We start from the raw sequence: 14,822 nt of genomic DNA, 5'->3' as shown, positions 1-14,822 counted from the left end.
CAAGGCGGTCGCGCGCGCCTGGCACAGGCGATACTGGCCAGAAACAAACGTAGGAGCGGCTTTAGCCGCGAAGCGCCGCGCGGGCGGCGCTCGATTTCATAGGCGCTGAAAATGTCTCGGCGAACACCTGGAGGCGCTCGATTTCACAGGCGCTGACGGAGTCGAGGCGAACCACCCATCCTCAGCGCGCCGGCGCGAGCTTGCCCTTGTCATCGGAGAACACGATCTCGACCCGGCGGTTCTGCGCCCTGCCCCGCTCCGAGGCATTGGCCTCGATCGGGTACTGGTCGCCATAGCCTTCAACCTGCAGGCGCTTTTCATCGATACCCAGGTCCACCAGCATGTCTGCCACCGCCTGTGCCCGGTCGCGGGACAATTTCAGGTTGTCCTCCGCCGCGCCGGTGCTATCGGTATAGCCCTCGATACGCACCACACGGCGCGGGTTGAGCTGAAGGAACTGCACAAGCTTGAGCACGGTTCGGCTGGCCGAGTTCTTCAGGTCGGCACGGCCAGTATCGAACAGCACGTCACCCAAGGTCATCACCAAGCCACGATCGGCCTGCTCCGAGGCCAGCGCGGCGATCTGCGACTCGACCCACTTGCCCTGCTGCTGCACGCTGGCCAGCTTGGCCTCGCGCAATGCCAACTGCAGGCGCTGGCGCTCGAGGTCAAGCTTGGCCTGGCGCTCCTCGTTCAGCGCCAGCTTGGTATGCTCGCTGGCAATTTCGCTGTAGCGCTGGCTGAGATAAGCGTAATGCCGCACATCGGCACCGGTGCCGATGTAGCTGGACAGGCGCTCGGCACGGGCCAGCGACTCGCCTGCGCGAATCACATCACGCGGCGCGCTGCGCAGCACATCGGAATCATCCTTGACCTTCTGGAAGGCGGCAGTGGCTTCATCCAGCGCGGCAGTGCTGCGCTGGCTGGCGCAGCCCTGCAAACCTGCAGCCAGCGCCAGCAACGCCAGTGCGGCCAATGGCATACAGCGGCTCATGGCTGCACCTCCAGTTGCTTGCGCAGGCGCTTGACCCGCGACTGCAGCAGCTGCAGCTGCTCTTCGCTCTTCTGGTTCAGCACCTGGGCCTCGGCCAGGCGCGCATCCAGCTCGGCCTGCTCGGCGCGCATGCGCGCATCGCGGTAGTCTTCGGTGAGCATGTTGGTCTTGGCTCGGGCCAGCTTGTCCTCAGCCAGCTTCAGCGTTTCGACCTGTTCAGTGGCGCCGACGGCCCGAGCCTGTTCCAGTGCCTGTTCGGAAATGCGCATCTGCTCGTTCGGGGCCGGATCATTGGCGCAGCCAGCCAGGCCGAGCACGGCCAGGGCAAGGATTAGTGGTTGGGTTCTCACGCAATCTTCCTAGTGTTTGGGGGCGTCCTGCGGCACCTGCAACTGCGCTTTCCAGCGCTCGACATTACGTTGCAGCACAGCTTCGGACGCACCGGAGATCGGCAATTCTGTCAGTTTTTTCGCCAATTGCCCACGCAACCAGCTGTCATTGCAGGCGGAGTTGTGCGACAAGGCCAGGTAAAGGCCCGGCCGATCCACCGGCAAGCCGCGGGCGATCAGGTGATTGCTCATGCCCAGGCTCTGGGCCATGGCCATGCCCGAGTAGCGGCCGGCGAGCACATAGTCCACCTGGCCGAGCACCAGTTTCTGGAATGCCTGGGTCAGGTTCTGTGCAGGTACCAGCTTGAGCTGGGCCTTGGCGAAAGCGGTGAAGGCCGGGGTCAGGCGCGCGCGCTCAGATAAACTGCCTTGGTACTTGGCCAGGTCTGCCGGGCCATCGAAGGTCAGTTCGGCATCGTGGCGCGTCCATACCAGGTACTCGTTGAGCTGCAACGGCGGGTGGATGTAGTCCAGCGCGGTCAACTGCTCTACCTGCATGGGGGTGTCGAGCAGCAGGTCCATGCGCCCACTGCGCACTTCCTCCAGCGCCTGGTCGCGGCGGCCTGCATTCAGCACCTCTACCTTTACGCCCAACTCGCCAGCCACCTGGCGCAACAGGTCGACGTTGGCGCCGATCAGGTGTTTCGGGTCTTTCGGGTCTTGCCACGAATAAGGCGGCGCATCGGGGCTACCGGTTGCCACCAAGCGCTCGCACTTACCTGCAGCCATCGCCAGTGGTGACACCAACGCCGCCATGCATGCCAGCACCCTGCCCGTTCCGCGCAATGTCATCCCTCACTCCTTTTGCTTCGCACCCTACCGGCACACGCTACCCCTGTAGGAGCAGCCTTTTGCTGCGAAAGGGCCTGCATGAACAACAAATCTCTATGGCTGTGACTGCCTCTTCGCAGCACAAGGCTGCTCCTACAGGGGCCAGGACAGACCACAAAAAAAACCCGGCCCCCTGTACGAGGGCCGGGTTCTTTATAAGTGAAGCAGGCGGATCAGACCAGCTTTTCCAGCTCCGGAACCGCTTCGAACAGGTCAGCGACCAGGCCGTAGTCGGCTACCTGGAAGATCGGCGCTTCTTCGTCCTTGTTGATCGCCACGATCACTTTGGAGTCTTTCATGCCGGCCAGGTGCTGGATCGCGCCGGAAATACCGACGGCGATGTACAGCTGTGGTGCAACGATCTTGCCGGTCTGGCCGACCTGCATGTCGTTCGGCACGAAGCCGGCGTCAACGGCGGCGCGCGAGGCACCAACGGCAGCGCCGAGCTTGTCGGCCAGGCTGTAAAGGTGCTTGAAGTTGTCACCGTTGCCCATGCCGCGGCCGCCGGAAACGACGATCTTGGCAGCGGTCAGCTCTGGGCGGTCGGACTTGGCCAGCTCTTCGCCAACGAAGGCCGAGATGCCGGCGTTGTGCGCAGCAGCAACCGCTTCAACAGCAGCCGAACCACCTTCGGCGGCCACGGCGTCGAAGCCGGTGGTACGCACGGTGATGACCTTGACCGCAGCGCTCGATTGCACGGTGGCAATGGCATTACCGGCATAGATCGGGCGCTTGAAGGTGTCGGCGGACTCGACCGAGATGATCTCGGAAATCTGGTCCACGTCCAGCAGCGCGGCAACGCGTGGCAGGATGTTCTTGCCGTTGGTGGTGGCCGGGGCCAGCACGTGGCTGTAGCCTTTGGCCAACTCGACGATCAGCGGCGCAACGTTCTCTGGCAGGGCGTGAGCGTAGGCTGCGTTGTCGGCAACCAGCACCTTGGCCACACCAGCGATCTTGGCAGCGGACTCGGCAACGCCGCCGACGTTCTGGCCAGCGACCAGTACGTGCACATCACCACCGATCTTGGCGGCAGCGGCGACAGTGTTCAGGGTGGCCGGGGCTACGGCACCATTCTCGTGTTCAGCGACAACCAGGATAGTCATTTAGATTACCTTCGCTTCGTTCTTCAGCTTCTCGACCAGTTCGGCCACCGATTTGACCTTGATGCCAGCGCTGCGGGCAGCAGGGGCTTCAACTTTCACGGTCTTGTTGGTGGAGGCGAGGGAAACGCCCAGCGCATCTGGAGTAACGGTTTCCAGCGGCTTCTTCTTGGCCTTCATGATGTTCGGCAGCGACGCGTAGCGCGGCTCGTTCAGGCGCAGGTCGGTGGTGACGATGGCAGGCAGGTTCAGCGCAACAGTCTGCAGGCCGCCGTCGATTTCACGGGTGACGTTCAGCTTGTCGCCAGCCACTTCCACCTTGGAGGCGAAGGTGCCTTGGGCGAAGCCGGTCAGCGCCGCCAGCATCTGGCCAGTCTGGTTGTTGTCGCTGTCGATGGCCTGCTTGCCGAGGATGACCAGCTGCGGCTGCTCTTTGTCGACAACGGCTTTCAGCGCCTTGGCCACGGCCAGGGAGTTCAGTTCATCGGCGGCTTCGACCAGGATGGCACGGTCGGCACCCAGGGCCAGGGCGGTACGCAGTTGCTCCTGGGCAGTGGTCGGGCCGACGGAAACCACGACGATTTCAGTCGCAACGCCTTTTTCTTTCAGGCGTACGGCTTCTTCGACGGCGATTTCGCAGAAGGGGTTCATGGACATCTTGACGTTAGCAAGGTCGACGCCGGAGTTGTCCGCTTTGACGCGAACCTTGACGTTGTAGTCGACCACTCGTTTGACAGCTACAAGAACCTTCATGGATTCCTCGTTACTCTCCGGTGAATAGATAGTCGCCTGGGGCCAGGCCCGGCGATGCGCGTGGGTACAAGGGCACCTCTAAAAACGTACCGGGAGGCAGTATCTTCACAGTGACCGAACAGTCTTGTTCGGACTCTTGCGACAAATACTCACGGGTCATTTTCTGTCGTGGCGTGTAAACTCCACTACAAACCGGGCCAAGCCCGCAAAACCCTGCTCCACACCTGGTCTTTAGAGGTGTACCTGCGCCCGGCTGCAAGCCTACGGCGAACGTAAAACCGCTCGTATCTTGACCGTAACACCCAATCCGGTCAATACGGCAAATCGGTCACCCTCCAGCCGCGTTCCTGTGATTTTACTGGCCTGCGGCAAATTCAAACAAACGTTTGTATTGGACCCGCCAAGTGGTGTAGATATAATGCGCGGCCAAGACAAAACGGTGTAGTCCGTCATTTGCGTAGCTACAGTTTCGCTCCCGTGATGAGCCACTGCACGCAAGCACCCAATAAGACAAAGCAACAGCACGAGCCTTGATGAGTAGGAGAGAACCTGTGGAACGCGAATACATGGAATTCGACGTGGTCATCGTCGGCGCCGGCCCGGCGGGCCTGTCCGCCGCCTGCCGCCTGAAGCAGAAGGCCGCCGAAGCCGGTAGCGAAATCAGCGTCTGCGTGGTGGAAAAAGGCTCTGAAGTCGGCGCCCACATCCTCTCCGGCGCAGTGTTCGAGCCCCGCGCCCTGAACGAGCTGTTCCCCGACTGGAAAGAGCTCGGCGCACCGCTGAACACCGAAGTGAAGCGCGACGACATCTATGTGCTCAAGGATGCCGGCAGCGCCACCAAGGTGCCTGACCTGTTCGTGCCCAAGACCATGCACAACCATGGCAACTACATCATCTCGCTGGGCAACCTGTGCCGCTGGCTGGCCCAGCAGGCCGAGAACCTGGGCGTGGAAATCTACCCAGGCTTCGCCGCCCAGGAAGCGCTTTTCGACGACAACGGCGTGGTTCGCGGCATCGTCACCGGCGACCTCGGGGTCGACCGTGAAGGCAACCCGAAGGACGGCCTGTACACCCCGGGCATGGAACTGCGCGCCAAGTACACCCTGTTCGCCGAAGGCTGCCGTGGCCACATCGGCAAACAGCTGATCAAGCGCTTCAACCTCGACAACGAGTCCGACGTCCAGCACTACGGCATCGGTTTGAAGGAAATCTGGGAAATCGACCCGGCCAAGCACGAGCAAGGCCTGGTGGTGCACACCGCTGGCTGGCCGTTGGACGTGATGGCCAAGGACAACACCGGTGGGTCGTTCCTCTACCACCTGGAAAACAACCAGGTAGTGGTCGGCCTGATCGTCGACCTGTCCTACGCCAACCCGTACCTGTCGCCGTTCGACGAGTTCCAGCGCCTCAAGCACCACCCGGTGATGAGCCAGTACCTCGAAGGCGGCAAGCGCATCAGCTACGGTGCCCGCGCCATCTGCAAGGGCGGCCTGAACTCGCTGCCGAAAATGGTGTTCAACGGTGGCGCGCTGATCGGTTGCGACCTCGGCACCCTGAACTTCTCCAAGATCAAGGGCAGCCACACCGCAATGAAGTCCGGCATGCTTGCCGCCGAAGCGGTGGCCGACGCCTTGGCTGCTGGCCGCGAAGGCGGTGACCTGCTCGACGGTTATGTCAGCGCCTTCAAGGCCAGCTGGCTGTATGAAGAGCTGTTCGCCAGCCGTAACTTCGGCCCGGCGCTGCACAAGTTTGGCCCGCTGCTCGGTGGTGCGTTCAACTACGTCGACCAGAACTGGTTCGGCGGCAAGCTGCCCTTCACCCTGCACGACACCAAGCCGGATTACGCCTGCCTGAAGCTGGCAGCCGATTCGCAGAAGATCGACTACCCGAAACCGGACGGCAAGCTCAGCTTCGACAAGCTCAGCTCGGTATTCCTCTCCAGCACCAACCACGAAGAGGAACAACCCTGCCACCTGAAGCTGACCGACCCGAACGTGCCGATCGCCAGCAACCTGCCGCTGTACGACGAGCCGGCCCAGCGCTACTGCCCGGCGGGCGTGTATGAAGTGGTCACCCAGGAAGACGGCAACAAGCGCTTCCAGATCAACGCGCAGAACTGCGTGCACTGCAAAACCTGCGACATCAAGGACCCGGCCCAGAACATCACCTGGGTCACCCCTGAAGGCGCTGGCGGGCCGAACTACCCGAACATGTAAGGGCCCTGCCCTTGCGGTAACAAAAGCCCCCGGTTCTCACGAGCCGGGGGCTTTTTATTGGACATATGCGGTCGTTGTAGGAGCGGCCTTGTGTCGCGATCGGGCCGCATAGCGGCCCCAGCAATTTGTGCCGGGACCGAGACCCTGGGGCTGCTGCGCAGCCCGTTCGCGACACAAGGCCGCTCCTACAAACGCGCCATTCAGAAACCGGGACCGCATCAGGCGGTACGTACTTCCTCGAACAGCTCAGGATGACGGTCCAGCAGCTTGAGCAGTTTCACCAGCGCCACTGGCGGCGTGGTCTTACCGTTTTCATAGCGGGAGAATGCATTGACCCCACCACCGAATATTTCCCCGGCCTCTCGCTGGTCGAGGTCGAATTTCCTGCGCATGGCAGCAATGAAGCCGGGATCGACAACGGCCGCATTAACCTTGCGTTCAAACGCCGTCATCAGGTCACTCATACGCTGAGCCTCGTCCATGCTCAGTACCGCTTCACCACAGGCCGGACAGTAGTCACCAAAGATGGCCGGAATGACTGTCGATTCACCCTTGTAGCGATAAGGCATGTCTCGAGACTGCGCGACCAATTCCGCTCCTCCACACAGGGGACATTTCATTTCAAAGCTCCTTGAAAGATACGATGAGCAGATCGTCGACCACTGTCAGTTTGAGGTAGACCCTGCCAACGGCGGTTCGCGCCCGATAGACATCCTGCCAGACACGGTGATCGGAATAGCTCGTCATGCTTTTATGGAAGTCGCCTGGCGATAGCTTGCGAACGACATCCAACATGTCATAGGGACCTAGCCCAAGTGACCGCGCTCCCAAGGTCGCCGCCTGGGTAGTACGGACCTTGCCCTGGTTCAACAGCACTTGCAGCCGATCCAGCGGGCAGTGAGGCGTTCTCTTTTCCATGAGAAATTAACCTTCCAGGTTAAATTTAGCTAATAGGTTATTTCAATAACCGCCGCCCGGAAGTCTGCCTCAGCCGCCAAGGGCCTTTATCCGGTCATTTGTCACCACACATGATCGGCATCGGCTCCGCCGCAAACGCCAATGGCTCGCGACGCCCGAAATACAAGGCCGTCAGCAGCCCTACCGTGCCCATGACCAGACAAAAGCCGACACACACCCACGGGCTCCACGGCATCAGCGCAATCAGCGCCAGTGGCGTGGTGCTGGCCCAAAGCGCGTAGGCCACGTTGTAGGTGAAGGAAATGCCCGATACGCGAATCTCGGCCGGGAACAACCCAACCATCACCGACGGCACCACCCCCACTACACCGCAGCTCAACCCCGCCAGCGCATAAGCCAGCCAGGTCATGCCCCACTGCCCCACCAGGCTTGCGTACAACGCGCCGATACCCAGCGGCAGCAGCAGGCTGTAGAGCATCAGCGCACGCCAGGCGCCCACGCGGTCGACCAGCAGCCCTGCCAGCACACAGCCAATGTTGAGGAAGACAATGCCCACGCTGCTCAGGGCAAAGGTGTGCCCGGCGGTCATGCCGAAGCGCTGTTGCATCACCGTCGGGGTAATCACCACCAGCACCACCACGGCCGAGGTCAGCACACAGGTCAGCAGCGCCGCCGGGATCAACGCCCGGCGGTGCTCGTTCAGCACCCGTCGCAGCGGGAAGGTCACCGGCTGTTCCTGACGTGCGCGCAGGGCGAGGAATACCGGCGTTTCGCTGAGCCAGCGGCGCAGCCATACGCCGATCACCCCAAACACCCCGCCCAGCAGGAACGGGTAGCGCCAGGCGTAGTCGAGGATTTCCTGCGGGGTGAACATTTGCGCCAGCAAGGTCGCGGTCAGCGCCCCCAGCAGGTAGCCGAAGGTCAGCCCCGCCTGCAGGAAACCCAGGGCGTAGCCACGCCGCCCGGCTGGCGCGTGCTCGGCGACGAAGGTCCAGGCACTCGGCACCTCGCCACCCACCGCCGCACCCTGCAGGATGCGCAGCGCCAGCAGGATCAGTGGCGCGGCATAGCCGATGTCGGCGTAGGTCGGCATCACCCCGATCAACAAGCATGGCAGGGCCATCATCAGGATGCTCAGGCTGAACACCCGCTTGCGCCCCAGATGGTCGGCAAAGTGCGCCATGAGGATGCCGCCCAGCGGCCGCGCCAGGTAACCGGTGACGAAAATGCCAAAGCTTTGCAGCAGACGCAGCCATTCGGGCATCTCGGGCGGGAAGAACAGTTGGCTGAGGGTTAGCGCAAAGAACACGAAAATGATGAAATCGTAGATTTCCAGCGCGCCGCCCAGCGCCGCCAGGCCCAGGGTCCTGTGGTCGCCGCGGCTGAACCGGGGCGGGCGAGCGGTATCGATGGCAGTCATGGCAGGGTCCGCAAATCGGCAAAGGGCAAGAGCATAGCAAATACCTGCTCCCTTGCCCTGCCCCCTGCGGCGCTAGCGGTTGAACACCGTGTGGGCGAAGTTGGCCCGTGGCCGCGGCCGGGCCGTCGCTGCCGGCAGGGTGCCTGGCAGTGGCAACTTGCCGACCAGCAGTGGCGCGTCGATGATCGCCATGAACGACTCCAATGCCTCGTTATCGGGTACTTGCGGCAGGCTCAGGCTGACAGCCTGGCGTTCGGCCTGCGGTACCGAAGGCACTTTCAACTGGGTGGAGTGGTAAAGCAACGCGTGCTGGATCTGCGTGCTGACACGACAGAAGCGCGCCAGGTCGACCCCGGCATGGCTGGCCAGTTCGATGTTGCCCAGCAGCAGGTGGAATGGCTGCAAGGCACACTGCACCAGGCGTTGCAGCTCCTCGAAGGTGTCCACGGGCGCTATCCGGTAATAGCCCAGGCCATTGAGCAGCCGCTCCAGTTGCAGCCGCTGGCATAGATGAGCGTCGGCGATGAGGATGCGCAGGGTCTTGTTTGCCATGGTCGGACCTGGGCAGTTGGGTAATGAGTAACTCTCCATGACCAAACTGCACCAGTATCGGCTACTGCCAAGGCTATGCCTGGCAGGGGTCTTCTTTGATAGAAGTCGGGAAAGCCGCAGAAATCAAGTGACTGACTGACGGAATTTTCATTTGCCTTTAACCCGGCAATCAACATTCCCACTCGCGCATGCGCAGCCGGCAGTGCTTCATGGCATTGACGATGTGCTTTTCCACCAGGCTGCGGGAAATGCCCAGGTGCTCGGCAATTTGCTGGTGCGACATGCCGTCGAGCTTGCGCAGCAGGAAGCAGTCGCGGCACACCTTGCTCAGCTCATCCAGGGCGCGCTGCATCAGCGCCAGGCGCTGATCAAGCTGCATGCTGTGGGCCAGCGCCGGGGTGTGCCAGCGCTCGTCGCTGTCCAGTACCTCCAACGGCTCGGCCTGGCGCACCTGGTGCCGCCGATGGCGGTCGACCACCAGGTTGAGCGCGGTGCGGTAGAGGAAGGCACGCGGGTGCTCGATGCGCTCGGCGTCAGTGCGCTCCAGCACCCGCAGGTAAGCGTCGTGCGCCACATCCTCGGCGGCCTGACGACTGCCCAGGCGCGCAGAAAGGAAACCCACCAGTTCGCGATAGTAATGTTCCACGACGTTACCTGAGATCGTCCTGCCAGCCTCTGCCAGAAAGCCCTTTCAGGCAGCAACGCGGGACCGAGTGATATCAACGTGCGATCTTACAAATTATAATTATTCTCAGCAACAAGGGTATGGCTGTCGAGGTTTGCCGCCTGTGAAATCGAGCGCCGCGCGGGCGGCGCTCGATTTCACAGGCGCCACAACCCTGTCGCCATACACCTGTCAGCCCCTACCCAATATTCGCTAAATCCCCCCCTGCCGCTTACGTCTATCTGGCACCCCCTCGGCTGGATGTCTGCATGAGACCTTTAACCAACACCCGTCGCCGGCTCCTGCTCACAGGCCTGGGCCTGCTCAGCCTGGGCAGCCTGCTGGCCTGGAAGGCCCTGCCCTATGGTGCCCAGCCGCTGAGCACGGTCGCCGTGACCCGCGCCGATATCGAAAGCAGCGTCACCGCACTGGGTACCCTGCAACCACGGCGCTATGTGGACGTTGGTGCGCAGGCATCCGGGCAAATCCACAAGCTGCACGTCGAAGTCGGCGACACCGTACGCAAAGGCCAGCTGTTGGTCGAGATCGACCCCTCGACCCAGCAGGCGCGGCTGGATGCCGGGCGCTTCTCGATCGACAACCTCAAGGCCCAGCTGGCCGAGCAACGCGCGCAATACCTGCTAGCCCAGCAGCAGCTCAAGCGCCAACGCGACCTGGCCGCCGCCGGCGCCACCCGTGACGAGGACGTGCAAACCGCCGCCGCGCAGCTGAAGGTTACCCAGGCGCGCATCGACATGTTCCAGGCACAGATCCGCCAGGCCCAGGCCAGCCTGCGCAGCGACGAGGCCGAGCTGGGTTACACACGTATCTACGCGCCCATGGACGGCACGGTGGTAGCAGTGGATGCCCGCGAAGGGCAAACCCTCAATGCCCAGCAGCAAACCCCGTTGATCCTGCGTATCGCCAAACTGTCGCCGATGACGGTGTGGGCCCAGGTGTCGGAGGCCGACATCGGCAAGGTCAAACCCGGCATGACGGCCTACTTCACCACCCTGGCCGGCGGCAAGCGCCGCTGGACCAGCACCGTGCGCCAAGTGCTGCCGATCCCGCCCAAACCGCTGGAGCAGGCCAGCCAGGGCGGCGGCAGCCCGGCCAGCGTCAGCAATGGCAGCGCCGGCAGCCAGGTGGTGCAGTACAGCGTGCTGCTGGATGTCGACAACCCGGACGGCGCGCTGATGGCCGAGATGACCACGCAAGTGTTCTTCGTTGCAGGCAACGCCAGCCAGGTGCTGACCGTGCCGCTGGCCGCGCTGGACGACGGCGATGGCCTGCGCCTGGCGCATGTGCTGACCCGCGACGGCAAGGTGGAACAGCGCCAGGTGCGCACCGGCCTCAGCGACCGCCTGCGGGTACAGGTGCTGGATGGCCTCAACGAGGGCGAGCGCCTGGTGATTGGCGCCCCGGGCATGAGCGGAGGCTGAATGAGCACACCCCTGATCGAGCTGGTCGACATCCGAAAATCCTACGGCGGCGTCGATACACCCAAGGTCGACATCCTCCATGGCATCAGCCTTGCCATCCACCCCGGCGAGTTCGTCGCCATCGTCGGTGCCTCCGGCTCTGGCAAGTCAACCTTGATGAACATCCTCGGCTGCCTCGACCGGCCCAGTTCCGGCAGCTATCGCTTCGCCGGCAAGGACGTGGCCGACCTGGACAGCGACGAGCTGGCATGGCTGCGCCGTGAGGCGTTTGGCTTCGTGTTCCAGGGCTACCACCTGATCCCCTCGGGCTCGGCCCAGGAAAACGTCGAAATGCCGGCTATCTACGCCGGCATCGACGCCAGCGAACGCCACGCTCGTGCCAGCGCCCTGCTCGGCCGCCTGGGCCTGGCCAGCCGCACGGGCAACCGCCCGCACCAGTTGTCTGGCGGCCAGCAGCAGCGGGTATCGATTGCCCGCGCGTTGATGAACGGCGGCCATATCATCCTTGCCGACGAGCCCACCGGCGCCCTCGACAGCCATAGCGGCACCGAAGTGATGGCGTTGCTGGATGAGCTGGCCAGCCAGGGCCATGTGATCATCCTGATCACCCACGACCGCGAAGTAGCGGCACGGGCGCAGCGGGTAATCGAGATTCGCGACGGCCTGATCATCAGCGACTCGGCCACCGAACAGCCCACCAGCAACAATGGTCAAGGCCTGCAAGCCGACCAGCTGCGCCAGCGCCTGGACCGCGGCGCCACCATGCGCGGGGCATGGAAAGGCGAGTTGCTCGAAGCCCTGCAGGCTGCCTGGCGGGTGATGTGGGTCAACCGCTTTCGCACCGCCCTGACCCTGCTGGGTATCGTTATCGGCGTTGCCTCGGTGGTGGTGATGCTGGCCGTGGGCGAAGGCAGCAAGCGCCAGGTGATGGCGCAGATGGCCGCGTTCGGCTCCAACATCCTCTACCTCAACGGCAAGCCGGCGAGCTTGGGCGAACAGGCCGGTACCATCACCCTGGATGATGTCGCCGCCATCGGCCAGCTGCCGCAGGTCAAGCACGTGATGCCGGTGATCGGTGAAAAGATGATGGTGCGCCACGGCAACAACAGCCAGAAATTCTATGTCGGCGGCAACAACACTTGGTTCCCCGAAATTTTCAACTGGCCGGCGGTCGAAGGCAGCTTCTACACCGATGCCGACGAAAGCAATGCTGCAGCGGTGGCAGTGATCGGCCAGAAAGTCAGGGAAAAGATGCTCGACCCCGGGCTCGACCCGTTGGGGCAATACATCCTGATCGGCAACGTGCCGTTCCAGGTGGTCGGCATTCTCGCCGGCAAAGGCGCCAGCTCTGGCGACCAGGACAGCGACGGGCGCATTGCAGTGCCCTACTCCGCCGCGGCCATCCGCCTGTTCGGCCAGCGCGACCCGGACTACATCACCGTTGCGGCCATTGATTCGACCCGGGTCAACGAAGCCGAAGCGGCCATCGACCGGCTGTTGCGCCAACGCCACAACGGCCGCCAGGACTTCGAACTGACCAACGACGCGGCGCTGATCCAGGCCGAAGCGCGCACGCAGAACAGCCTGTCGCTGATGCTGGGGGCGATTGCCGCGATCTCGCTGCTGGTCGGCGGTATCGGCGTGATGAACATCATGCTGATGACCGTGCGCGAGCGTACCCGTGAAATCGGCATCCGCATGGCCACGGGTGCGCGCCAGCGCGACATCCTGCGCCAGTTTTTAAGCGAGGCGGTGATGCTGTCGATGGTCGGCGGAGTGGCCGGCATCGTCCTGGCCCTGGCCATCGGTGGCGGCCTGATGCTGGCCGAGGTCGCCGTGGCCTTTGCCCTGCCTGCCATGCTCGGCGCCTTCGCCTGTGCCGTAGTCACTGGCATCGTGTTCGGCTTCATGCCTGCGCGCAAGGCCGCCCGCCTCGACCCGGTCAAAGCCCTTACCAGCGAATAGCCCATGACACTGCCTAGCCGTATCAGCCTGTTGACCTTGTGCGTATGCCTCGGCGCCTGCAGCACGCCGCCCACCCCCGCCAGCGGCATCGTCGCGCCACCCGCCTGGCAAGGCGATGCCGCATCATCCTCGGCTCGCCAGCCAACGGCACAGTGGTGGCACGCCTTCGCCAGCCGCGAGCTGGACCGCCTGGTGCAGCATGCCCTGCACAACGCCCACGACCTGGCCGCCGCCACGGCACGGGTGCGCCAGGCCCAGGCCCGCGCGGTGATCGCCGGTGCGCCCTTGCTGCCAGAGCTGCAACTGGGCCTGAACGGCAGCCGCCAGCGCTTGCTGCACGGCGACGGCAATGACCAGCTCGACGTCAGCCGCAACGAGCCCACCAGCACCTCGTTCGACGCGCAGCTCAGCGCCAGCTACGAGATCGACTTCTGGGGCGGCCTGCGGGCCACCCGCGACAACGCCTTGCGCAGCCTGGATGCCAGCCGTTTCGACCGCCAGACCGTGGAGCTGACCCTGGTCAGCGCGGTAGCCGACAGTTACCTGCAAGGCCTGGCCCTGGAAGAGCAGTTGCGCATCGCCCGCCTCAACCTGCGCAACGCCCAGGACGTACTGGGCCTGGTCGAAGCACGCCAGCGCAACGGCTCCGCCACGCGCCTGGAACTGGCCCAGCAACGCAGCCTGGTGGCCACCCAGCAACGTCAGCTGCCGTTGCTGGAGCAGAAATGGCAGGACAGCCGGGTCACCCTGGCGACCCTGCTCGGCGACCCGGTGCAGTCGCTGCCCGCCAGCCAGGAAGTGATCGGTACCCTGCAATGGCCGGCCATTGGCAGCGGCTTGCCCAGCGAGCTGCTCACCCGCCGCCCCGATATCGCTGCAGCAGAAGCGCGCCTGGCCGCCGCCAGTGCCAACGTGCAAGTCGCCCGCGCCGCCATGCTGCCCAAGCTGACCCTGGGGGCCAACCTGGGCGCCGGGGCCAACACCTTTGCCCATTTGTTCGACAGCTCCTATTACACCCTCACCAGCGGCCTGGTCGCGCCGATCTTCAACAACGGCCGGCTGCGCGCTGCGCGTGAACTGGCCGAGGCTGAACAGGCAGAGTTGCTGGAGACCTACCGCAGCAGCATCCTGGCCGGCTTTGCCGATGTCGAGAAAGCGCTGAATGCCATCCACGGTGTGGACCGCCAGCGGCAGTGGCAGGATGAAGAGGTGCAGCAGGCACGGTTGGCCTTCGACCTGGCGCAGCAGCGTTATGGCGCGGGGGCGGAGACCTTGCTGAGCGTGCTGGAAACCCAGCGCACCTTGTATGTGGCGCAGGACCAGCAGGCGCAACTGCGCCTGGCCCGGTTGCAGGGGAGCGTGGCGTTGTACAAGGCGTTGGGTGGGGGGTGGCAGGTCGGGCAGTAGTGTCTGGCTGAACTGGCCCTATCGCCGGCAAGCCAGCTCCAACAGGTACCCCACAAAGCTTCAGGCCTGCGCTGAACCTGTACAGGCTGTGTGAAAACTCAAAATCAGAGTTCAGCCCGCCAGCGCTGATCTCTGACTGAGACTTTCAGATAACCGAGAGATACCTCTCAG

The 14,822-nt window shown here is 63.4% G+C and carries 14 protein-coding genes; 4 read left to right on the top strand and 10 right to left on the bottom strand.

What is annotated here, in order from left to right; translation table 11 throughout:
* Positions 1 to 181: 181 nt before the first annotated feature.
* The 5 genes from ACIP1G_RS31290 to ACIP1G_RS31270 form a co-directional block, all read right to left on the bottom strand.
* Positions 182 to 994, bottom strand: coding sequence for an OmpA family protein (locus ACIP1G_RS31290; RefSeq protein WP_400744326.1), 813 nt, complete (start codon positions 992 to 994; stop codon positions 182 to 184).
* A complete protein-coding gene (locus tag ACIP1G_RS31285; RefSeq protein ID WP_400744323.1) occupies positions 991 to 1,344 on the bottom strand; it encodes a DUF4398 domain-containing protein in 354 nt (117 codons plus the stop codon). The genes ACIP1G_RS31290 and ACIP1G_RS31285 overlap by 4 nt, the downstream gene beginning before the upstream one ends.
* A gap of 9 nt (positions 1,345 to 1,353) precedes the next feature.
* Positions 1,354 to 2,175: a substrate-binding periplasmic protein gene (locus tag ACIP1G_RS31280; protein WP_400744321.1), complete on the bottom strand. Its 822-nt coding sequence runs from the start codon at positions 2,173 to 2,175 to the stop codon at positions 1,354 to 1,356.
* Positions 2,176 to 2,387: 212 nt separating this feature from the next.
* Positions 2,388 to 3,317 (bottom strand): electron transfer flavoprotein subunit alpha/FixB family protein, encoded by a 930-nt coding sequence (locus ACIP1G_RS31275; protein WP_400744318.1) that lies wholly within the window; start codon positions 3,315 to 3,317, stop codon positions 2,388 to 2,390.
* The gene (locus ACIP1G_RS31270) at positions 3,318 to 4,067 is read right to left on the bottom strand and encodes an electron transfer flavoprotein subunit beta/FixA family protein (protein ID WP_003254232.1); all 750 of its coding nucleotides are present in this window, start codon (positions 4,065 to 4,067) and stop codon (positions 3,318 to 3,320) included.
* A 533-nt stretch (positions 4,068 to 4,600) separates the two neighbouring features.
* On the opposite strand from ACIP1G_RS31270, the gene ACIP1G_RS31265 reads away from it, so the two are divergent.
* Positions 4,601 to 6,283 carry an electron transfer flavoprotein-ubiquinone oxidoreductase gene (locus tag ACIP1G_RS31265; protein WP_400744315.1) on the top strand — a complete coding sequence of 561 codons (1,683 nt, stop codon included), beginning with the start codon at positions 4,601 to 4,603 and terminating at the stop codon, positions 6,281 to 6,283.
* A gap of 218 nt (positions 6,284 to 6,501) precedes the next feature.
* On the opposite strand, the gene ACIP1G_RS31260 is transcribed toward ACIP1G_RS31265, so the two are convergent.
* From ACIP1G_RS31260 to ACIP1G_RS31240, 5 genes are all read right to left on the bottom strand, one after another.
* Positions 6,502 to 6,903 carry a type II TA system antitoxin MqsA family protein gene (locus ACIP1G_RS31260; protein WP_400744312.1) on the bottom strand — a complete coding sequence of 134 codons (402 nt, stop codon included), beginning with the start codon at positions 6,901 to 6,903 and terminating at the stop codon, positions 6,502 to 6,504.
* A 1-nt stretch (position 6,904) separates the two neighbouring features.
* Positions 6,905 to 7,201 carry a type II toxin-antitoxin system MqsR family toxin gene (locus tag ACIP1G_RS31255; protein WP_400744309.1) on the bottom strand — a complete coding sequence of 99 codons (297 nt, stop codon included), beginning with the start codon at positions 7,199 to 7,201 and terminating at the stop codon, positions 6,905 to 6,907.
* Positions 7,202 to 7,295: 94 nt separating this feature from the next.
* Positions 7,296 to 8,621: an MFS transporter gene (locus ACIP1G_RS31250; protein ID WP_400744306.1), complete on the bottom strand. Its 1,326-nt coding sequence runs from the start codon at positions 8,619 to 8,621 to the stop codon at positions 7,296 to 7,298.
* Between the two features lie 72 nt (positions 8,622 to 8,693).
* The gene (locus ACIP1G_RS31245; RefSeq protein WP_400744304.1) at positions 8,694 to 9,173 is read right to left on the bottom strand and encodes a histidine kinase; all 480 of its coding nucleotides are present in this window, start codon (positions 9,171 to 9,173) and stop codon (positions 8,694 to 8,696) included.
* 169 nt (positions 9,174 to 9,342) lie between these two features.
* Complete coding sequence (locus tag ACIP1G_RS31240) at positions 9,343 to 9,819, bottom strand: sigma-70 family RNA polymerase sigma factor (protein ID WP_400744301.1); 477 nt, start codon at positions 9,817 to 9,819, stop codon at positions 9,343 to 9,345.
* 287 nt (positions 9,820 to 10,106) lie between these two features.
* On the opposite strand from ACIP1G_RS31240, the gene ACIP1G_RS31235 reads away from it, so the two are divergent.
* From ACIP1G_RS31235 to ACIP1G_RS31225, 3 genes are read left to right on the top strand one after another with little or no spacing between them, the layout of a single operon-like run.
* Positions 10,107 to 11,279 (top strand): efflux RND transporter periplasmic adaptor subunit, encoded by a 1,173-nt coding sequence (locus ACIP1G_RS31235; protein ID WP_400744299.1) that lies wholly within the window; start codon positions 10,107 to 10,109, stop codon positions 11,277 to 11,279.
* Positions 11,280 to 13,244 (top strand): MacB family efflux pump subunit, encoded by a 1,965-nt coding sequence (locus ACIP1G_RS31230; protein WP_400744296.1) that lies wholly within the window; start codon positions 11,280 to 11,282, stop codon positions 13,242 to 13,244.
* Between the two features lie 3 nt (positions 13,245 to 13,247).
* A complete protein-coding gene (locus tag ACIP1G_RS31225; RefSeq protein WP_400744293.1) occupies positions 13,248 to 14,651 on the top strand; it encodes an efflux transporter outer membrane subunit in 1,404 nt (467 codons plus the stop codon).
* Positions 14,652 to 14,822 lie beyond the last annotated feature (171 nt).

Origin of the sequence: Pseudomonas sp. NPDC089392, assembly GCF_044749595.1 — a bacterium.
Taxonomy (GTDB): Bacteria; Pseudomonadota; Gammaproteobacteria; order Pseudomonadales; family Pseudomonadaceae; genus Aquipseudomonas.
The sequence above is the reverse complement of the archived record's forward strand: the minus strand, read 5'-3'. Positions and strand labels throughout refer to the sequence as shown.